Annotated in this window: 19 protein-coding genes; 11 read left to right on the top strand and 8 right to left on the bottom strand. The window is 45.6% G+C overall.

Going from position 1 to position 19,768, the window contains the following annotated elements:
- The first annotated feature begins 86 nt into the window (after nt 1-86).
- Together ACXAH6_RS02700 and ACXAH6_RS02695 are read left to right on the top strand one after the other, a co-directional pair.
- A complete protein-coding gene (locus ACXAH6_RS02700; RefSeq protein WP_474875090.1) occupies nt 87-1,151 on the top strand; it encodes an ATP-binding protein in 1,065 nt (354 codons plus the stop codon).
- Nucleotides 1,151-1,684, top strand: a complete 534-nt coding sequence (locus tag ACXAH6_RS02695) for a response regulator transcription factor (protein ID WP_474875089.1) — start codon at nt 1,151-1,153, stop codon at nt 1,682-1,684. Before ACXAH6_RS02700 ends, ACXAH6_RS02695 begins: the two co-directional genes overlap by 1 nt.
- A gap of 101 nt (nt 1,685-1,785) precedes the next feature.
- On the opposite strand, the gene ACXAH6_RS02690 is transcribed toward ACXAH6_RS02695, so the two are convergent.
- Complete coding sequence (locus ACXAH6_RS02690; protein ID WP_474875088.1) at nt 1,786-2,904, bottom strand: alpha/beta hydrolase; 1,119 nt, start codon at nt 2,902-2,904, stop codon at nt 1,786-1,788.
- Nucleotides 2,905-3,203: 299 nt separating this feature from the next.
- Between ACXAH6_RS02690 and ACXAH6_RS02685 the strand changes: the two genes are divergently transcribed.
- Together ACXAH6_RS02685 and ACXAH6_RS02680 are read left to right on the top strand one after the other, a co-directional pair.
- Entirely contained in the window at nt 3,204-4,781 is a 1,578-nt protein-coding gene (locus tag ACXAH6_RS02685; RefSeq protein WP_474875087.1) for a phosphoethanolamine transferase, read from the top strand.
- Nucleotides 4,769-5,176: a diacylglycerol kinase gene (locus ACXAH6_RS02680; protein ID WP_474875086.1), complete on the top strand. Its 408-nt coding sequence runs from the start codon at nt 4,769-4,771 to the stop codon at nt 5,174-5,176. The genes ACXAH6_RS02685 and ACXAH6_RS02680 overlap by 13 nt, the downstream gene beginning before the upstream one ends.
- A 2-nt stretch (nt 5,177-5,178) precedes the next feature.
- On the opposite strand, the gene ACXAH6_RS02675 is transcribed toward ACXAH6_RS02680, so the two are convergent.
- Both ACXAH6_RS02675 and ppnP read right to left on the bottom strand, forming a co-directional pair.
- Nucleotides 5,179-5,865: a hypothetical protein gene (locus ACXAH6_RS02675; protein ID WP_474875085.1), complete on the bottom strand. Its 687-nt coding sequence runs from the start codon at nt 5,863-5,865 to the stop codon at nt 5,179-5,181.
- A gap of 195 nt (nt 5,866-6,060) precedes the next feature.
- Nucleotides 6,061-6,345: a pyrimidine/purine nucleoside phosphorylase gene (gene ppnP / locus ACXAH6_RS02670; protein WP_474875084.1), complete on the bottom strand. Its 285-nt coding sequence runs from the start codon at nt 6,343-6,345 to the stop codon at nt 6,061-6,063.
- A 219-nt stretch (nt 6,346-6,564) separates the two neighbouring features.
- Here ppnP and ACXAH6_RS02665 point away from each other — a divergent pair, with 219 nt between their 5' ends.
- Nucleotides 6,565-7,341, top strand: coding sequence for a divergent polysaccharide deacetylase family protein (locus ACXAH6_RS02665; protein WP_474875083.1), 777 nt, complete (start codon nt 6,565-6,567; stop codon nt 7,339-7,341).
- A 52-nt stretch (nt 7,342-7,393) separates the two neighbouring features.
- On the opposite strand, the gene gpmA is transcribed toward ACXAH6_RS02665, so the two are convergent.
- On the bottom strand, nt 7,394-8,140 hold the full coding sequence (gene gpmA / locus ACXAH6_RS02660; RefSeq protein WP_474875082.1) for a 2,3-diphosphoglycerate-dependent phosphoglycerate mutase: 747 nt from the start codon (nt 8,138-8,140) through the stop codon (nt 7,394-7,396).
- 211 nt (nt 8,141-8,351) lie between these two features.
- Between gpmA and ACXAH6_RS02655 the strand changes: the two genes are divergently transcribed.
- Nucleotides 8,352-8,750 (top strand): MerC domain-containing protein, encoded by a 399-nt coding sequence (locus tag ACXAH6_RS02655; protein WP_474875081.1) that lies wholly within the window; start codon nt 8,352-8,354, stop codon nt 8,748-8,750.
- Nucleotides 8,751-8,761: 11 nt separating this feature from the next.
- On the opposite strand, the gene ACXAH6_RS02650 is transcribed toward ACXAH6_RS02655, so the two are convergent.
- The 4 genes from ACXAH6_RS02650 to rsgA form a co-directional block, all read right to left on the bottom strand.
- Nucleotides 8,762-9,463, bottom strand: coding sequence for a glycerophosphodiester phosphodiesterase (locus tag ACXAH6_RS02650; protein WP_474875080.1), 702 nt, complete (start codon nt 9,461-9,463; stop codon nt 8,762-8,764).
- A gap of 3 nt (nt 9,464-9,466) precedes the next feature.
- Entirely contained in the window at nt 9,467-10,342 is an 876-nt protein-coding gene (locus ACXAH6_RS02645; RefSeq protein ID WP_474875079.1) for a DMT family transporter, read from the bottom strand.
- 11 nt (nt 10,343-10,353) lie between these two features.
- Nucleotides 10,354-11,220 (bottom strand): archaetidylserine decarboxylase, encoded by an 867-nt coding sequence (gene asd / locus ACXAH6_RS02640; RefSeq protein ID WP_474875078.1) that lies wholly within the window; start codon nt 11,218-11,220, stop codon nt 10,354-10,356.
- Nucleotides 11,221-11,289: 69 nt separating this feature from the next.
- Complete coding sequence (gene rsgA / locus ACXAH6_RS02635; RefSeq protein WP_474875077.1) at nt 11,290-12,348, bottom strand: small ribosomal subunit biogenesis GTPase RsgA; 1,059 nt, start codon at nt 12,346-12,348, stop codon at nt 11,290-11,292.
- A gap of 90 nt (nt 12,349-12,438) precedes the next feature.
- On the opposite strand from rsgA, the gene orn reads away from it, so the two are divergent.
- The 5 genes from orn (at nt 12,439) to ACXAH6_RS02610 (ending at nt 19,763) form a co-directional block, all read left to right on the top strand.
- Nucleotides 12,439-12,984: an oligoribonuclease gene (gene orn, locus ACXAH6_RS02630; protein ID WP_474875076.1), complete on the top strand. Its 546-nt coding sequence runs from the start codon at nt 12,439-12,441 to the stop codon at nt 12,982-12,984.
- A 624-nt stretch (nt 12,985-13,608) separates the two neighbouring features.
- Nucleotides 13,609-16,326, top strand: a complete 2,718-nt coding sequence (locus ACXAH6_RS02625; protein ID WP_474875075.1) for a TonB-dependent receptor — start codon at nt 13,609-13,611, stop codon at nt 16,324-16,326.
- 89 nt (nt 16,327-16,415) lie between these two features.
- Nucleotides 16,416-17,972: a tryptophan halogenase family protein gene (locus tag ACXAH6_RS02620; RefSeq protein ID WP_474875074.1), complete on the top strand. Its 1,557-nt coding sequence runs from the start codon at nt 16,416-16,418 to the stop codon at nt 17,970-17,972.
- Between the two features lie 24 nt (nt 17,973-17,996).
- The gene (locus ACXAH6_RS02615; RefSeq protein ID WP_474875073.1) at nt 17,997-18,713 is read left to right on the top strand and encodes a SapC family protein; all 717 of its coding nucleotides are present in this window, start codon (nt 17,997-17,999) and stop codon (nt 18,711-18,713) included.
- Nucleotides 18,714-18,731: 18 nt separating this feature from the next.
- Nucleotides 18,732-19,763 (top strand): cupin-like domain-containing protein, encoded by a 1,032-nt coding sequence (locus tag ACXAH6_RS02610; protein ID WP_474875072.1) that lies wholly within the window; start codon nt 18,732-18,734, stop codon nt 19,761-19,763.
- Nucleotides 19,764-19,768: the final 5 nt, after the last annotated feature.

Genomic DNA, 19,768 nt, shown 5'->3' with positions numbered 1-19,768 from the left:
CTTGCCCTCTGTTTTTTCATGAGCGCTAGGCGGTGGAGTTTGCTAGTCTAGTGACAGAAAACCATTAACCGATGAACTAACCCATTATGTTGTTGCTTTTGCTCACATATTGGTATGGGCGTGAGCGCTTACCAACTTGGATTGCTACTGTTGTTCTGATGGTAGAGATAAGTGTGCTGAACGTGTGGGTTGCGCTCAACGGCGCAGCAACCAATCCGTATAGTGTATTTCTATTGATTCCCTTGGTACTCGGGTTGGTATTATTACCCCAGCGCTTTGCTTTGTTAATCACAGTGGTCAGTATTGCGGGGCAGGCCTCTCAGCTTTATTTACCCCATATGCCAGGCCACAGCGATATGATGATGCAGCACTCCCGCAGCATGATCATTGGCTTTGTCGTGACCTGCTTGATATTGGCCTCGGTGATTTTTTACTTTCGTTTACGCCTGAATGAAAAAACCGAGGCTATACAAGCGCTCAGAGAGAAACAACTTCGCAATGAACAGCTATTGGCAATTGGAACAGCAGCGGCGCAATTGACCCATGAGGCTGCTACACCCATTCAAACACTGAGATTGTTGTTAGAAGAGCAAAAAGAGACAAAAGCTGCCGCTACGGATTTGTCTGAGTTAGATGAGCAATGCTTGCGCTTAGAGCGTATGCTCAAGGAGTGGCGTTCGGTAGCTGATGATGTGAGAGAGGCGAGAAAAACGCACTATTCTGCTGACAATATGCTCAAAGCATTGCGACATAGTATTGCACTTGCTAGGCCAGAAGCTCATTTGGTTTGGTCTTTGGAAAAACAAAATCGAACTGCCGACTTACAGGCTGACCGTACGTTATTACCCGCCTTAACTAGTATTATTGTGAATGCGTGTGAAGCAAGCGAGCAAGACAATGAGGTAGTTACAGTCACGTTTATCGCAGCAGAGCTGGGGTGGACAATTAAGGTAGAAAATGCCGCTAGCCGATTGAATGAACGAGAAGTAGAAAGTTTAGGTAATCAATTTGTTCCCAGCGGTAAAGGCTCCGGTGTTGGGTCGGTACTGAGTAATGCTTCTATTGAGAAATGGGGCGGCAAAGTCAGTTGGCACTTACATCAAGGCCGTATCGTGACTTCTATTTGGTTGCCATTTAGCGAGAGTGAGTAATGAAGACAGTCTTGTTAATTGATGACGATGAACGGTTAACACGTGTCCTAGCACGGCGGTTTAATGCAACAGAACGTTTTAATGCCGAGGTTTTTCTCTCAGTAAAGGCCGCGCTGGATGCAGCACCGATGCCGGTATATGCCATTTTCTTAGACATGATGTTAGAAGACGAAGTGGGGCTGGATTATGTTGAAGCGCTCAACGACAAATACGCTCCTGAACACCTGATCATCATGACAGGTTACGCCAGTATTGCTACCACGGTAGCGGCAATGAAAAAGGGGGCAACGGACTACATTGCTAAACCTGTTGGTTTTCAAGAATTGCTGGCTCGTTTAGGTACAGAGCATGAAGTTGAGCCTGTATCTTCCCCAGAGCTTAAACCTATGACTGCGGCACAAGTTGAATGGGAACATATTCAACGCGTACTCGCCGCCCATGACGGGAATATCAGCCGCACAGCAGACGCTTTGGGAATGCATCGGCGTAGTTTACAACGCAAATTACAAAAGTATTCACCGAGTAAAGAATAAGTGTGTTTATTGGTGACGTTCAGTGAAAACTCAATTTTTGCAAATTAAAACATCGCTTTAGTCACTAACCAAAGCGATGGTTAACTTATCAGAGAAACTTGCTAACTTAAATGTTGATTAAAGAAGGTCGTTAACTTGTCAAACGGGATCACATGATCTTTTCCACCGTCATACAGATCGGTATGAACTGCGCCGGGAATAATCATTAGTTCTTTCGGCTCCGCCGCTGCCTCGTAGGCGGTCTCGCTCATATAGCGCGAATGTGCTTTCTCGCCGTGGATAAGCAGAATAGGGCGCGGTGAGATTTCCTTGATGTAGCTCAGAATAGGTGCGTTCATGAATGACATCGGGTTGGTCATCGTCCACGCATTGCCCGAATTGACTGCACGTGGGTGGTAGCCGCGCGGCGTCATGTAATAATCGTGATAATCCACCATAAACTGCGGTGCATCCTCGGGGAGGTTCGTGTTGTATGGAGGCTGATAAGTCGGCTGACCCTTTTCTGTATCCTGCCAACGCTGACGGCTCAGTTGTTCTAGCATTTTTGTGCGTTGCTCTAGGCTAGTGCTGTCGTTATACCCGTGGGCACTGACGCGCGAGATATCGTACATGGTGCTGGCTACGACAGCCTTAATTCGCTTGTCGGCGGCAGCCGCATTCAGAACGAAGCCTCCCCAGCCGCAAATGCCGATTGCACCAATTCGTTCGCGGTCAACATTAGGCAGAAGACCGAAATAATCCACAGCAGCACTAAAATCCTCAGTGCAGATATCTGGAGAGGTAACATTGCGTGGCTCGCCACTGCTTTCACCCGTATAGGACGGATCGAAAGCCAGAGTCACAAACCCTCGCTCAGCCATTGTTTGAGCGTACAAACCCGACGCCTGCTCTTTTACTGCACCAAATGGTCCACTAACCGCTAATGCAGGCAATTTTCCACTTACATTTTTAGGCTGATATAAATCGCCACACAGGGTGAGACCGTAGCGGTTTTTAAAAGTAACTTTGCGATGCTCTACTTTGTTACTTTCAGGAAACGTTTTATCCCACTGGCTGTTACCATTTGTCATGGTATTCCCTGCATCACTCGCAAAAGTGCTACCAGCGGAAAGACTCATAGCACCCAATGTAGCAATATAAGTGGTACTTTTAAGAAAATTCCGCCTATCGGCAGTGATATTATTTTCAGTCATCTTTTCGGTGGAAGTTGTAGAATTCATTAATTGCTTTCCTCATTTCTTCAACGCTACTGGCATTACAAACACGTGATCATATTGTCACAGCCAATAAAGCTTGATTAGTAGGCATAATCTAAATGCACTACTGAAATTTCTTCATTAATGAGTGTTGGTGAAATTGAATGATTTTTTATAAGTCATTGTTTTGTTGTGCAATTTATTCGTGATAATAATATTTTTAATACACTTAAGTTTCTCCTAATAATTTCTACCTAGACTCCATCATCAGAGTTTTTATCACTTCCTGAAATTAAAGAACTATGCGCGTATTAGATGGATTCATGACTTCACGTCAGTTGATATTATTAGCGTCTGCTATTTTTACTTTGCTGTTTAATTTCCCGTTTTTATCGGGAGCTTACGGAGTGATTGCTCCTAATACCCTAGCTGAGTGGGCCTTTTTCCTCAGTATTCCTGTTCTTTTGATATGCCTCACAATCGTATTTTTAACTCTAATAGGTGGTTTGGTATTCCCTCGATTTAGCGTAGCGCTCAGTTTTGTCATTGGGGCACTTTTGCTTTATGCCAATCAGGCATATGGCATCATCTTTGATAAGTCGATGATACTCAATGTGATGGAAACTAACTCAGGCGAAGCAAGCTCTTATCTCAGTATCAGCAGTCTTGGTTTTTTCTTCATTTGTGGATTACTACCGGCGGCTATAGTGTTGCGATTGAAGCTGAAGGGGCGCTTTTCAGAGCATCTATCCAGTATGCTTAAACTTAACGTAGTGGCCTTGATTGGTATCGTACTAGTAGCGAGGTTACTGTATAAAGATTTCGCTGCTGTTGGGCGAAATAACAAGTCTTTGACCAAATATTTGATCCCCTACGCATTTTACAATGCAGGATATAAGTATATACGCGATGCTTATCTTTACCCTCCATTGCCATTTCGAGAGCTTGATTCTGCCCCTTCTTTAGCAAAAGACGCCCTTGAATTCCCGCATACTCTGGTCGTTGTAGTAGGGGAGACCGCTCGCGCCGATAAGTTTGGTTTAAACGGGTATGAGCGCCAAACCACGCCTAATTTGAGTAAAGAGAATGTTGTTAGTTTTTCAGCCGTGACTTCTTGTGGTACAGCCACCGCAGTGTCAGTTCCGTGTATGTTTTCACGGTTAGGTCGCATTGAATATAATAATCGTGTTGCGAGTAGTCAGGACAATGTATTAGACATTCTTAACCGTGCGGGTGTAGATGTGACTTGGATAGACAATAACAGCAGTTGCAAAGGTGTGTGCGCGCGAATTGACACTATCGCGTTTGATCCTGAACAAAAGGATAAGTTGTGCGATGGTGATTATTGTTTTGACGAAATATTACTGAAGCGGTTGGATGAGCACCTGAGTTATTCAGATAGCAGAAATCGGGTGATAGTGTTGCATATGATTGGCTCTCATGGGCCTACCTACTACCGTCGCTATCCCTCTGATTTTAAGATTTTTATGCCAGATTGCCCACAGAGCGATATTCAAAATTGCAGTGAAGGACAATTGGTTAATACCTATGACAATACTATCGTCTATACAGACTACGTATTGTCTCAAGTCATCCACAGGCTAGAAAATATACCTCACTCTGCCATGCTATACATTTCTGACCACGGAGAATCTCTAGGGGAAAAAGGCCTTTACCTCCATGGTTTTCCATACAAGTTGGCTCCTGAAGAGCAAACACATGTCCCTCTTGTGTTATGGGATAGTGATTTTAAACAAGCTAGTTATCAGTCTTGTGTAACAGCCCTCTCGGATGAACTTTATTCGCAAGACAATCTCTATGATACGTTGTTGGGTCTTACTCATGTGTTAAGTATTACATACAAACCTGAATTGGATATATTACAATCATGCCACAGTTAGAAACAGCGAAATCTAGTAACAAGTTTGATACCAAGAATAAGCCCACAGGGATGCGCCGTCTCATGTTGGCCTTTGCCAATTCTTGTCGAGCACTTGTTTGGATGGCTAAGCATGAATCTGCGTTTAAGCAAGAGTTGGTACTCTTAGTTGTAGCCGTGATTGTGCTCAGTGTTTGGCAGATTCCCATGTTTGAAAAAGCACTATTACTTTGCTCAATCTTGTTTGTAATGTTTGCCGAAATTCTTAATACTGCCATCGAGTCGTTGACCGATCGCATAGGTCTCGAAATTCATCCTCTATCTGGTCGAGCCAAAGATTTAGGCTCTGCCGCGGTAATGCTTGCCTGCTGCATTGCAATAATACTTTGGCTAGGTGTGTTTGTTTCTCAGTGGTAAAACTAAAATTCATACTGATGCATGGCAATTTCACGAGAAAAGGCCTGTGCAACGTGTTCTTTCTGGCGCGTTGAATATACCTCTTGGTAGGGGCGTCGGTCGTCGCGATAGTGGTTTTTTGCGTTAACGCCTAAGCCATTATCAAAGGGAATGTTGAATTGACGAAATACGTCACCGAGCTCTTGGTTTAAATTTTCGTAGCGCAACACACGGTCGACCATAACGTTGCCTTTGCGGTCACAATATTTGGGGTAATTTAGACACAGCTTGCCTTTTTCTAAGTAGTGGTTAAAAGACATATCTGGGTTGTGGCGTTTGCGTAACATATGATAGTGCGACAGGGTTTTGTCCCAGGGGTTTCGGTCTACACAGAACTTGAAATAACTGTTCCATATTTTACTGGGAATGCGATGTTTGACGTTGTTAGCTGAGGCGTGATTACGAAACTTTTTACCTTTCATCCAGTGCCATGCTATTTGCATGCGCTCGGCGGGTGCGGCGGCGCAAAGCTCTGATACGGGGTTCCACATTCCTTCATAATGCTGTGCATGATGTGGCGCAACATAGGGGTAAATAGGAGTGAGTACGTCGTCAGCATCGCAAAATTGAGACAAAAACACCTCAATGCTGGTACCGGCTGTTTTCACTGTTTTAATGAAGATAAATTTGTACTTGTGGGAAATAATCACTAGAGCTCTCCTGCATGTCGATATTGCTGAGTAAGCAGATAATCGAAAGACAGGGCTTAAAAGTGAGAATTCAAAGCTTTGAACAGGTTTACTCAGTATTGGCAAGCTGATGACAAAGTTAGCGTAATCTTACATAAAATAAGGTGTGCGAGGACGAGCAAGTTTGCCGGAGAGCAGCCTCCGGCAGTAAAAAGCTTAGCTATAGAAACACAAATAGGCGGTGTCAGTGGCTACTTTCACATCAAAAGAGAGGTTGGCATCAATAGTAAATTCAGTGCCAGCTGCAAATGTTTGCCAGTCATCCTGACCGGGTAATTTCACGGTCATAGCCCCTTCAACCACTTTCATCAGTTCGTGCTGACTGGTATTAAACGTGTATTCACCCGGCGCCATTACGCCTGACGTGCATGGGCCATTAGCGGTGTTAAATGCAATTGAGCTTACTTGGCCATCAAAGTAAGTATTCACGGTAAAAGCCATAAACTGCGTTCCTTGTTGGGAAATTAAAGACAACTCATTGTGCAGTAATCAATCGCAATTGGCTAATGCGAGATTTATATAGGGTGTGGCAATTTGTTATGGTTAGGCCTGTGTACAAGAGTTCTTTGCTGTTAATTGCCGGCGCTGGTATGCTTATAACAATGTCACAGAATAGTGACGTGCGCTAAACAAATTGATACGTGGAATAATAATAACGACATGGGACGCTTTCTCCTATTGGCCTTGTTGCTGATTGCTATGCCGCTTTATGCATCAACAGGTAAGGTTGTCATTATCATTGATGATTTGGGCTATCGGGCCACAGATCAGGCCGCGTTTTCGCTGCCAAAAGAAGTGGCGTTTTCCATTCTTCCGCATACGCCATTGGCTCACGACTTTTCAGCACTTGCCTTGCAACAGCAACGAGATGTTATGCTGCATATTCCCATGCAAGCGTCACCAGATAAAAAACTTGGTCCCGGCGCTTTGACGGTTGGCATGTACCCTTATGATATTGAAAACACGGTTGAAGCGGCTTTGCGCTCTGTACCGAATGCGATAGGCGTGAACAATCATATGGGCAGTGTGCTAACCGAAGACCGATTAGCCATGCAAGCACTCATGAATGCAATAAAAAAGGCGCATTTGTTTTTTGTCGATAGCCGTACCACGCCTCACTCAGTGGCGCAGCGAATAGCGGCGAGTAAATCAGTGCCGAATGCCCGTCGCCATGTGTTTCTCGACAATATTCTGGATGAAACGGCAATGCGAACGCAGCTTTCTCATCTGGTGCAATTGGCTAAACATCAAGGTGTGGCGATTGGTATTGCTCACCCACATCCCGAAACGGTGGCATTTTTGCAAAAAGCACTGCCTGAGTTGGATCAACAGGGTATTCAACTGATGCCGGTGAGTGAGTATTTTAATGTGCCGCATTCTGAACCTGATGTTCCTCAGCGGCCTGCCGTGTCGATGACGGCGATTGCCCCTAAATAAAAAAGCCCCAGACTCAAAGAGTGTGGGGCTTTTAAGAATTAGGTGCTAGCGATTACTTCGCAGAGCCTTGCTTCGCCACCGCTTCCATCATAGCTTTGATCGCCGCAGGGTCGCCAAGGTACTCTTTAGAGATAGGCTTTAAGTTTTCATCCAACTCGTATACCAGAGGTACACCGGTAGGAATGTTTAGCTCAAGCACTTCTTCTTCGCTCATGCCGTCTAGGTATTTTACTAGCGCACGTAGGCTGTTACCGTGAGCGGCAATCACTACACGCTTGCCGTCTTGAATGCTAGGGCGAATGACGTCGTGCCAGTATGGCAATACGCGTTCGATTGTCAGTTTCAGGCTCTCAGCGCGAGGTAAAATCTCTGGGTCAACGTGGCTGTAACGATCATCGTGACCAGGGAAATGTTCGCTGTCTAGATCAACGGCTGGTGGTGGTACATCAAAGCTACGACGCCAAATTTTTACTTGGTCTTCGCCGTGCTTAGCCGCAGTCTCTGCTTTATCTAGACCTGTAAGGCCACCGTAGTGACGCTCGTTCAAACGCCAGTGACGCTCAACCGGCAAATAGTGCTGGCCCATTTCTTCTAGTGCTAGATTCAACGTTTTGATAGCACGAAGCAATACAGACGAGTAGCAAAGGTCAAATTCAAACCCTGCTTCTTTCAACATTTTACCGGCGTTTTTTGCTTGCGCAACGCCCGCTTCAGTAAGGTCAACGTCGTGCCAACCAGTAAAACGGTTTTCAAGGTTCCACTGACTTTCGCCGTGACGGATAAGTACCAGTTTATACATAAAGAGTTACCTTTAAGGCTTATTTGCTGTGTGAATTGAATTCGGGTGACGGCCAGCTTACTACTGACTCTCTGATAATGAGAGATATCATCCTTGATCATATAGAAAAAATCCAGCTACCAAAGGGGATTAGTCATAACTAAATGGATTAACCTTGCTATTTAAGCAAAATGTTATACTATAACAGCCGCTTTTTTGGACTGTTTGTAAAATGAAATCACCCGTAGAAAACCCATCAACATTAGATCGCTTAGGTATTTGGATCTCCAGCTTGTGCGCGTTGCACTGTTTGGCGTTGCCATTGTTGCCGTTACTTGCCTCATCTATGTTCGGCGAAGTGTGGTTTGAGCGTACTATTCTAACGTTGTCATTGTGTATTGGTGCAGTGGCGTTGATTTCAGGTTGGGTGAAATATCACGGGCAGGCTTATCCGTTAATCATGCTATTTGCTGGTGGATTGATATATTGGCACAAAGACATGTTAGGTGAGTCTTATGAGCCTTTTACTATCGCATTAGGCGCTGGGTTAATTGTTGCGGCGCATTGGATCAATATGCGTTTGTGCCGCAAGTGTAAATGCTGCCGTGGGTCTATGTTATCTGCTCACTAAGCTGCGTTGAATTAGGCTAGGCTTGGCCCTAATGTTTGCCTCGCAATATCAGGTACATTGGTAAAAATAGCATCCACGCCCCAATCTCGTAACATCACCATGTCTTGTGGGTAATCCACGGTATACACAAACACTTTCAGCCCTGCTTGCTGCACTCGCTTGACGTACTCTCGGTCGATAATATCCAACGCTATATGCAGTGAATATGCAGATAAGGCGCTATCTACGTCAATCCCTTGTACTGGGTAACTCGCCGTTAAGGCGCCAATTTTAATGGCTGGAAAGGCGTCGCGAACCTGTTTTAACCAGCCGTGATGAAACGAAGAAACAACCACTTGTTCCAGTGATATGTTACAGCCTGACAGTAGTGTGGATAGTTGCGCCGTAAACTGTTGCACATTGTGCATATGCTTAAGTTCGATATTTACCAAAGCGCCTTTGGGCGTGATAGCCAATACTTCATCGAGCAAGGGAATAGACTGGCCTGCTCCAGCGTCGAGAGAGCGCATATATGCCACAGTTTGTTCTGCCACTCGGCCATGAACATTAGTCGTACGGTTTAACCAACGATCGTGAAACACCAACAATTGGTCTTGCACTTGGTAAACATCAAACTCAATACCGTCAGCTTGCATATCGTAAGCAAGTTCGAAGGCTTTTAGCGTGTTTTCAGGGGCCGCTTTACTGGCACCTCGGTGACCAAGGATCAACATAGGTTAGTCTTGTTCCATTTGGGTAGACTTATGCGTTTTTACTGTCTCGTAAATAGAGGCAGATGTCACCAAAATACCACCGATAAGGGTCTGCCAGCTAGGATATTCACGTAATAATACCACGGCTAAAAGCACGCCATAAAAAGGCTGCATGCAGGCAATTAATGAAAAGGTTTTGGCCCGCAAATGGGTGAGGCTTCCCGCCACTAATGCATGGGGAAGGGCGGTAAATACAGTACCTAACGCCAGTAACAACAACCACGCTGATGAAGGAGCGGTAACCATTTCCTGCGACATAAATGGTACGAGCGTAATGCAGATGATCAAGGTCTGCCAAGCCATCGCTTTTGCCCCGCTGTAATGGGAAAAGTGTTGGCGATGAATAAGATTTCGCAATGAATACAGTACGGCTGAACCTACGCCTACCGCGACACCTAGGGTAACGTCGTTAGCCAAATTGTTCTCGGGTACTATAAGAGCAATACCTACCAAGACAATTAACGCACTGACAAAGTCCTGCCACACCAGCTTGATTTTCTCGAATAGCGGCTCAAGTAAAACCGTGATCACTGGGAAGGTAAATAGGGCGATCATGCCCACAGATACGCCAGCGTATTGCATTGACGCGAAGTAGGTGACCCAGTGAATTGACATCAGCCCACCGAGCAGTAGCGCAATACCATAATCGCGCCAGCTGTGAAGTCTTAGGTGCTCGCCGCTAAGCCTAATGAATACAAAGAGCGCTAGGCAGGCAAAGATGCTGCGGCCTAGGGTAATATCTAACGCAGAAAGTGGAATTATTTGTGAAAACAGGGCTGTGCCACCGAGTAGCACAACCGAGATATGCAGTGAAAATAAACTGCGTTTGACAGGATCCATTAACGACAAGCCTAGTCGTTGCTGGTCATAGTGGCGAATGGCGTACCTAAACGGGTAGTTTGCCCTGCTGCCAAGGCTTCAAACTCAATACTGTTTGGTTCAAAACAGGCCACAATAGTTGAGCCTAACTTGAAGCGACCTAATTCTTCACCTTTTTTCAGTACCACAGCGGCTTCTGTATCTTTGTCGTATTTCCAATGATGCACGAACTTGCCTGTTGGTGGGGTGACGGTACCTGCCCACACGGTTTCGATGCTGGCGACAATGGTTGCTCCTACCAACACCATAGCCATTTTACCGGCTGGCGTGTCAAAAATAGCCACAACGCGTTCGTTTCGAGCGAATAAGCCCGGCACGTTTTCGGCCGTTAATGGGTTCACAGAGAATAGCTCGCCCGGCACGTAAATCATGTCGGTCAAAGTGCCGTCAATGGGCATATGAATACGGTGATAATCACGGGGCGACAAATAGATAGTCGCAAACTTACCGCCTTTGAATGGCGCAGCTATATCTGGGTTACCACCTAGTAGCGATGTTAAGCTGTAATCATGGCCTTTGGCTTGAAAAATACTGTCATCGAGAATATCGCCAAACTGACTTACCGCACCGTCTACTGCGTGACAAAGGCCGTTTTCTTTATCGTCAATCTCGCGCATGCCCGGCTTTAAGGGGCGGGTGAAAAATTCATTGAAGGTTTTATAAGCTTCAGGTTTTTCGTAAAGGGCTTCATCCATGTTCACGTTAAATTGTTTGATAAAGCCTTTAATCAATAATGTGGTTAACTTACCCGCTTCTGCTGCGGCGAGTTTGCCGACTAAGCGAGAAATTAAATGTTTAGGCAACACGTATTGTAAATTAACCTTTAGCCAGTTTATCACTTGCTACTTCTCCATAATCAAATCGGGGGGATTGTACCCTATTCGGGCTGTCGCGTGTTTAATTTCGGGTTATGACCCATCAGACTTTGGCATAAGACGGTCGGCAAAAGCAGGGCGTTGTTCTTCCATACTCGCTAAGATGCGGTGGTAGCTGTCGAAGCGAACCGCGTGAATATCACCGTCTTCCATCGCTTGGCGCAACAAACACCCAGGATCATTTTGATGTTTGCAGTCGCGAAACTTACAACCACCAATATAGTCTCTAAACTCGATAAAGCCCCAAGTGACTCGTTCAGGCGGCAAATGCCATAGGGCAAACTCTCGCACGCCCGGTGAATCGATTAAGTCGCCACCGGTTGGAAGGTGCAGCAGTTTTGCCGCTGTGGTGGTGTGTTGCCCTAGCCCTGAGTTATCGGAAACATCACCCACTTGTTCATTGGCTTCGGGAAGAATACGGTTTGCTAAGCTCGACTTACCTACACCACTTTGACCAACAAACACGCTCACTTTGTCGGTCAGCATGGCAGCGAGTTGTTCAATGCCTTGTTCTGTTTTACAACTGGTGCATAGCACCTGATAGCCCAAACTGCGGTATAGATCTAAGCTGGCCATTACTGCCTCGCGATCTTCTTCGGCGAGCAGTTCTACTTTATTGAGCACAATAACAGGCTGAATACCTGTGTCTTCACACGCTACAAGATAGCGGTCGATAATATTAGCTGAGTAAGCGGGTAAAACAGAAGAAACGATAATGATTTGATCGATGTTGGCGGCAATGGGTTTAACGCCGTCGTAAAAATCTGGGCGAGTAAGTAGAGAGCGGCGATCTTTGACTATTTCAATCGCGCCGCTTACACCGGTTTCGGCGTCAGAACCAGCACTAAACAGTACATCATCACCACATACCACAGAGCCTACCGTGCGACGAATATGACAACGGGTGATCTCGCCCGTTTGGCTTTCTACATCGGCATGTTTACCAAAGCGCCCAATTACACGCCCGGTTAGCAAGTTGTCGAGATCGGCTTCGGTGGGGGAAGATTGATCCCGTTTTTGTTTCAAGCGTTTGCTTCTATTAGCGGCAACTTGGCGTTTCTGTCGTTGTGATAATTTAGGTTTTTTGGCCACGGGTGACTCTTTATTGGCGATATAACGCTGACATGATACCTTTTGTATACGCAATGTGTCACGGTGAACCCCGTTTTTGGTAGGTATTTAATGAAAAAAGACGACATGAATTTGGTTTGGATCGATATGGAGATGACGGGCCTTGATCCAGAAACCTGCAAAGTATTGGAAATTGCTACCATAGTTACGGATGCGCAATTGAATGTGTTGGCCGAAGGCCCTGTTATCGCAGTGCATCAGCCTGACGCTATTCTCGATGGTATGGACGAATGGTGCACGCGCGTGCACGGAAACAGTGGTCTTACCCAGCGTTGTAAAGACAGCCAAGTTGATGAAGCAGAAGCCGCTCGTCAAACTATGGCGTTTTTGAGTGATTACGTTGACGCGGGTAAGTCACCTTTGTGCGGAAATACCATCGGTCAGGATCGCCGTTTTATGGTGAAGTACATGCCGGAGTTAGAAGCGTATTTCCATTACCGCAGTATTGATGTGAGCACGATTAAAGAATTGATTCGCCGCTGGAAACCAGAAGTACTCGACGGGTTTGACAAAAAAGGTGTGCACCTTGCCCTTGATGATATTCGCGAATCTATTGAAGAATTGCGCTATTACCGCGAGCACGTATTTACGATTTGATTCGCGGTTTGGGCGTCATCACTCTTGTATAACACACCGGTAGAGCGCGTGATGCACTCTACCGCTGTACCCTATGCCGCGACCACTTCTCGCTGATAATTGAATTAACCCACGTCATTGCTTACTTATTCACTCGTCACTTCTTTTGCCCTAGTTTAGCCATTGTTTTTATCCTGAATTGCCCCCTGTTTAGTCTTGTAAGCAAGGCGTAAATACGTGTGTAAATTAGGCCACTTTTGACTGCAAATTTGCATCATTAGAAGGGCCAAATTGACAACGCTAGTCATTCCTTCCATTTCTTCATCATTTTGACGGTTTTTTCTCTAAATTGTCGAAAAACACCCCTGAATGATTGTTTTTTGCACATTTTTATTGGGGTTGTAGCCCTTGTTTTGTAAGGGCTGGGCATATTTTCTGTAAATAACAAGTAAAAAACCGCTTGATGACAACGGTGTCGCAAGATAGTATTGAACAAAATGACAGCGATGTCATTTTACTTTCACCTCGACGAATGGGACTCAACTATGAACAAAAATAATTTTACTAAAACAGGATATTCAGTCGTCGCTACTGCAATATTCTCAGCGTTGATCACACCGCAAGTGCAGACACTGGAGTGTTAAAATGACGACTAATAAATTGAAACTATCAACAATCGCGTTAGCCGTCGCATCGAGCTTTGCTGTCGACACAGCAATAGCACAAGAAAGTAGTACTGATGATCAGTTGGTTGAGACCATAGAAATCAGAGGGATCCGCGCGAGCACCAAGGCGAGCATCAATAACAAGCGTTTTGCCGACAGTATCGTAGATTCGATCAGCGCTGAAGACATCGGTAAATTCCCAGACAAAAACGTGGCTGAGTCGCTTTCTCGCATCACGGGTGTGGCAGTAAGTCGTGAATTTGGTGAAGGTGAAAAAATCAGTATTCGTGGTGCAGGCCCAGACTTAAACCGTACTTTATTAAACGGGCAAACTGTGGCGTCTGCCGACTGGTTTATTCTCGACCCGTCGAACCGTTCGTTCAACTACACCTTGTTGCCGTCTTCCATTGTTAAAGGTTTGGAAGTGTACAAGTCACCACAAGCATCAATTGATGAAGGTTCGATTGGTGGTACTGTGGTTTTGCGTACGCGTAAGCCACTTGAGCTAGACGCCAACACGATTAACGTAGGCATACAAGCACAGTATTCAGAAACCTCAGAAGAAACCGATCCACAACTGGATGCCTTGTATTCGTGGAAAAACGAAGACGAAACGTTTGGTGTGTTGGTGAATGTCATTTCACAAGATCGCACAGTACAGCGTCAAGGTTTTGAAGTATTAGGCTACTCGAAAGTTACCCCAACCGCGGAAGACACAGATCGCGCTGATCTGATCGGCAACACATATAATGTACCGACATTGATTGGTGTACCGCGTTTCGACCAGTCTCGTGAGCGCGAAACCGTATTTGCGTCTATTCAATATGCGCCGACGGAAGAGCTCGATTTTACCCTTAACTATCTCACGTCAGAAATGGACGCGAACAACAGAAACCAGAACCTGTTGATTGGTCCGGGGGACGTAGGCAACGTCATTGAAACCATCGAAAACGGCACGATTGTTGGTGACAACAACGTGGTAGCTTCGTCGTCTTCAGGCCGTATGCCCTATAACTTCATTAACCGTGTATCTAGAACAGAGACGGAATCTATCGATTTAGACGTCAACTACAGCACCGACGATTTTATTGTTCATGTGCAAGTAGGTTCAACGGAAGCAAACGGCGGAACTTTACGCGAAACATCGTGGGAATACGCGCCGGCGGGTGGCACCGAGTGGTCGTATGATCTGAGTGGTACGCCAACCATCGAAACCTCGGTTGATCCGAGTGATGCAAGTCAGTTTGCTGCAGGATGGATCTGGGGCGGCAAGCGCCCAACCCACGATGCAGAAGACTATGCCCAATTGGATCTAGAGATCCCTATTGAGTACGGCCCATTCACCGCGCTAAAAACTGGGGTGAAAATTCGCCAAGCGGAAAACTCTATTACCGATCGTCAAGTGTATAGCTGGCAGTGGGGCGAAACCACGCGTGAGGGACTAACGGGTTCTCAAGGTCAGGACATTGCGGGTTACATGTGGTGGATCTTCGATCAATGCCCGACATTAGCAGACTGTAATTTATCGTCGGGGTCTCAGTCGGTCGACGCAGTGGTGAATGGTTCATTCACCAATCAGATTACCCAGAATCAACAAGCAATGGAGTCTATTGCCTTTGATTCACTAAATGGTGAACCTGCAGGGTATGCCGCGCACTTGTCGCTGGCCGATATCTACAAGATTGAAGAAGACATTACTGCTCTTTATATTCAAGGTGACTTTAAAGGTGACAGCTACCGAGGCAACGTAGGTTTGCGTTATGTGTCAACTAAACAAACCTCGGGCGGGTATGAATTTAGTCAGGATTCTTCAGGTCTGTTAACTCTTAATTATGATTGGTTGACACCTTCTGAATTGGAGTGGGTTGAAGTTAACAACGATTATAACGAGTTCTTGCCAAGTGCGAACATCGCCTTCGATTTAACCGAAGATCAAATTCTTCGTGTTGGTGCTGCGCGAGTGATGGCTCGTCATAACTGGACCGAAATTGCGTCAACAGAATACTTCGGCGACCTAGCGGGTGGGGCAAGCACAGGAACGCGAGGGAATCCGTATCTTAAACCCATGATTGCGAATCAATTTGATATCTCGTATGAATGGTATTACGGTGAAGCGTCGATGTTCTCTGCGACCTACTTCAACAAAACAATATCATCAATGCGTACGTCGAATGTGGTGACTGAGTTGCGTTCAAATGATCGTTACAAAGACGTGCCTGTCGCATTTAACCAACCGGTTAACGACTTGGGTGGCACCATTAATGGTATTGAGTTGAGCATACAACATGACTTCGGTGGCTTTGGTATGCAGGCAAACTACACCTACACCGACGCTAAGTCAGACCAAACTCGCGATGAAAACTCACCGGGCTCAGGTTTGTTCGAAGGTACATCTAAAAACATGTTAAACCTGACAGGTTATTACGAAAACGATACCTTCGGTGCGCGTGTGATGTATAACTATCGCAGTGATTGGTATAACGGTATTTCTGCAAACGGTGCGGAATTGTGGACCGAAGGCTTTGGCCAATGGGATGCAAGTGCTTCGTATAACGTTACCGAAAATATTGCACTGACGTTAGAAGCTGTAAACTTGCTCGATGAAGAAATTAGACAATACAACACGGATAAAGACCGCTTGTACTCGCTCTACAAAAACGGCCGTCGTTTTGTAGTAGGAGCACGCTTTGCGTTCTAAATCTCATTGAATGAGACTGTCTTTGAATAAGCCAGGCGTATGCTTGGCTTGTTCATTTAAGGCACATAACACCATTGATAGTGTAAACAATGACAGACTTCATAAAGAAAGTCGTTATCGTTGGGGGAGGCACTGCAGGTTGGCTAACGGCTAATATCCTTGCTTCACAGCTTTCTCAAAAAGGTAATGCACAAGGGATCGACGTTTGTTTGGTGGAATCACCTACCATCCCCACTATAGGCGTGGGGGAGGGAACTGTGCCTACCATGCGACAAACCCTGAAAATGATTGGGTTAAGCGAAACTGAATTTGTGCGTGAATGTGATGCCACATTCAAACAGTCCATCAACTTTGTTGACTGGTTACACAAGCCTAAAAACGGCAACCACCACACTTACCAACATTTATTTCACTATCCGGCGATGCCCGGCTTTGACCTCACGCCTTATTGGTTGCTAAACGACGAGCTTAAGGTGAAATTTGAGGATCTGGTTTCGGCCCAAGGAAAAGCATGCCATCAGGGTTTAGCGCCGAAAAAAATTACCCATAAAGAATATGACGGCATCTTTGATTATGCTTACCACCTCGATGCTGCAAAGTTCGCTACATTGTTGACTAAACACGGTATCGAGAAACACGGTATTCGCCATATTCTGGCCAATGTAACCGGAGTGAATCAGCACAATAATGGTGATATTTGTTCAGTGGATACTGACTGCGCGGGCAGGATTGAGGGTGATCTTTTTATCGATTGTACGGGCTTTGCCTGCTTATTATTAGGTAAAACACTAGGCGTAGAATTTGAGGATAAAAAAGACATATTGTTTGTCGACAACGCGGTTACCATGCAAGTGCCTTATGTTGACGAAGAAGCGCCGATACCCAGCCATACTATTTCTACCGCACAGGAAGCCGGATGGACATGGGATATTGGCCTCACTCAGCGACGTGGCGTCGGTTATGTGTACTCTTCACAGTACACAACTCACGACAGAGCAGAACAGGTATTGCGAGATTACATAGGCCCTGCGGCAGAGTCACTCACTTGTCGCCAGATCCCCATGAGAATCGGCTATCGCAAAGCGTTTTGGCGCAACAACTGTGTTGCTATTGGTTTGTCTGCTGGGTTTCTTGAACCATTGGAAGCGACCGCTATTTTACTCATTGAAGCGACAGCAAAATTGTTGGTTGAACAGTTCCCAACGAATAAGCAATGTATGCTGTATTCGGCTAAGCGACTCAATGAAACGGTGCGTTATGGCTGGGACCGTGTAATCGACTTTATCAAGCTGCACTATTACTTGAGCCGCCGAACTGACACACAGTTTTGGTTGGACAATACTCATCCAAACTCAGCGCCCGATAGTCTGCTAGAAAGGCTAGAAGCGTGGCGTTATCGGGTGCCGAGTGAGTCTGATTTTTTTAGTAAGTATGAAGTTTTTCAGTTAGAGAATTATCAGTACGTGTTATACGGCATGGACTTTAAAACTGAGTTATCCCATGCCCAACAACACTATTTTAAGCAGGCACAAGCGCAGGATTTTTATCAGCGCTTCAGCAAGCATCAATTGAGCTTGCTGAAAAGTCTGCCACAGCACCGGGAACTGATAAAACAAATTAACACCTACGGCATGAAATCCATTTAAATCAAGAGATTGTGGTATAGAACTATGAATAATAATATTGCTTTGTTAGATAACAACAAACACAAAAACCTGAAGCTAAAAACGACCACGCAATTTGAACATATGTACCATCGTAATGTGGTGCCGTTGGTGGCTTCGGAGTTTATGCATGCGGCCATTAACTTCCCGATCTTCTTTATTAAAGAGGCCAATACCGCAGAGTTTAAAGCGGTGGGTTTGTTGGGCTTCGATCAAGATGAAAATTTGTACTTTACGCCGGAAAAGCTCAATACCAATTACTTTCCACAAAACGTGCAACGCTACCCCTTTGTGTTGGCTGCAGAAGGCCCAAAGTCAGAAAATTTTGCCATTGCTGTTGATATGAGTAGTGACTTGGTAAGCGAAACAGATGGTCAGCCTTTATTTACTGAAGCCGGAGAGCCTACGGAAGATTTGCATCGTGTGTCGAATTTCTTGTCTGAATTAATGACCAAAGAAATGGCCACCAAGCACTTTATTGAGTTTCTTGTCGACCATGATTTACTGCATGAAGCTTCGTTGTCACTGGCTTTGGGTGATGAGGGCAAAACCAACTTAAATGGCGTGTATAAAGTGGATGAAGAAAGGCTCAACGCTATAAAACCTGAGGTATTGCAAGCATTGCACAAAAAGCATTATTTACCGGCTATTTACGCTCACCTGACGTCAATTGGTCAGTTGCAGCGGATGGTGGCACTCAAGCGTTTGAAGTCGCAAGCGTAATTTTACGGAGCAGGGCTCATGGATTTAAGCACACTGCCTTCTGTTGAGGTTTATCACAATGTTACTGCTGAACACTTTCATAATGACATTGTAAAAAAGGGTAAACCCGCCGTGCTCAAAGGGCTGGTGGACAACTGGCCAGTGGTGCAGGCCGCCAAGTGTTCTTCAGACGAGTTTATCGACTATTTAGCGTCGTTTGGTTATCAGGGGAATATTGAGGCGTTGCGTTGTCGTGCTTCAGAGAATGGCTTTTTGTTCTACAACAAACGTTTTACCGGCTTTAATTTTGAGCGCCGCGCCACCACCATGACGGCCTTCTTTGACAACCTCAAAGCCAGCGCTGAAAACCCCAGTTATGCGACCAACTCCTGGCAAAGCGCCCATATTGACAACTTCTTTCCTGATTTTCTTAAGTCTCACACTATGCCTATGTGTGCTGATACGGTGCGACCAAGAATGTGGTTGGGTAATAAAACGGTGGTCGGCACCCACAATGATGACAGTGAAAACATAGCTTGTGTGATTGCAGGGAAGCGACGTTTTACGTTTTTTCCGCCAGAGCAGTTGCCCAATCTCTATATTGGCCCATTAGATAAAACGCCGGCTGGCGCGCCCATGAGTCTGGTGGATTTACGCAATCCAGATTACGAACAATTTCCCCATATCAAGCAAGCCTTGGCAACGGCCACTATCGCAGAATTAGCCCCGGGTGACGCGGTTTATGTGCCCACGTTGTGGTGGCATCACGTAGAAGCCCTCGACGATATTAATGGTTTGGTGAACTATTGGTATAGCGGCGCATTAGATGAAGAGAGGTCATTAGCGGGGTTAGATACCATGCTCTTGTCCATACTGACCTACTCACATATGCCTGATAATGTGAAGCAGGCTTGGAAACACGCTTTTGATCATTATGTTTGGTCGGATAAATCGGCCTTTTCTCATATTCCAGACCATGTGTTAGGCGTGTTGGGCGAAGTGCCAGAAGCAAAGCGTAAACAATTGGCTAAATGGCTGGCAACCCAACTCAACGACTACGCAGACAACTAGTGGGG

The organism is Alteromonas sp. ABE4_545 (assembly GCF_056161325.1).
The sequence above is the reverse complement of the archived record's forward strand: the minus strand, read 5'-3'. Positions and strand labels throughout refer to the sequence as shown.

Bases quoted from the DNA above. Each gene is read 5' to 3' on its own strand.
- ACXAH6_RS02650 (WP_474875080.1), bottom strand. From the start codon at position 9,463: ATGTTGATCCTTGGTCACCGAGGTGCCAGTAAAGCGGCCCCTGAAAAC.
- ACXAH6_RS02685 (WP_474875087.1), top strand. From the start codon at position 3,204: ATGACTTCACGTCAGTTGATATTATTAGCGTCTGCTATTTTTACTTTG.
- ACXAH6_RS02695 (WP_474875089.1), top strand. From the start codon at position 1,151: ATGAAGACAGTCTTGTTAATTGATGACGATGAACGGTTAACACGTGTC.
- ACXAH6_RS02665 (WP_474875083.1), top strand. From the start codon at position 6,565: ATGGGACGCTTTCTCCTATTGGCCTTGTTGCTGATTGCTATGCCGCTT.
- ACXAH6_RS02645 (WP_474875079.1), bottom strand. From the start codon at position 10,342: ATGGATCCTGTCAAACGCAGTTTATTTTCACTGCATATCTCGGTTGTG.
- ppnP (WP_474875084.1), bottom strand. From the start codon at position 6,345: ATGGCTTTTACCGTGAATACTTACTTTGATGGCCAAGTAAGCTCAATT.
- ACXAH6_RS02690 (WP_474875088.1), bottom strand. From the start codon at position 2,904: ATGAATTCTACAACTTCCACCGAAAAGATGACTGAAAATAATATCACT.
- ACXAH6_RS02610 (WP_474875072.1), top strand. From the start codon at position 18,732: ATGGATTTAAGCACACTGCCTTCTGTTGAGGTTTATCACAATGTTACT.
- ACXAH6_RS02625 (WP_474875075.1), top strand. From the start codon at position 13,609: ATGACGACTAATAAATTGAAACTATCAACAATCGCGTTAGCCGTCGCA.
- ACXAH6_RS02680 (WP_474875086.1), top strand. From the start codon at position 4,769: ATGCCACAGTTAGAAACAGCGAAATCTAGTAACAAGTTTGATACCAAG.
- ACXAH6_RS02655 (WP_474875081.1), top strand. From the start codon at position 8,352: ATGAAATCACCCGTAGAAAACCCATCAACATTAGATCGCTTAGGTATT.
- ACXAH6_RS02615 (WP_474875073.1), top strand. From the start codon at position 17,997: ATGAATAATAATATTGCTTTGTTAGATAACAACAAACACAAAAACCTG.
- ACXAH6_RS02700 (WP_474875090.1), top strand. From the start codon at position 87: ATGTTGTTGCTTTTGCTCACATATTGGTATGGGCGTGAGCGCTTACCA.
- orn (WP_474875076.1), top strand. From the start codon at position 12,439: ATGAAAAAAGACGACATGAATTTGGTTTGGATCGATATGGAGATGACG.
- ACXAH6_RS02620 (WP_474875074.1), top strand. From the start codon at position 16,416: ATGACAGACTTCATAAAGAAAGTCGTTATCGTTGGGGGAGGCACTGCA.
- gpmA (WP_474875082.1), bottom strand. From the start codon at position 8,140: ATGTATAAACTGGTACTTATCCGTCACGGCGAAAGTCAGTGGAACCTT.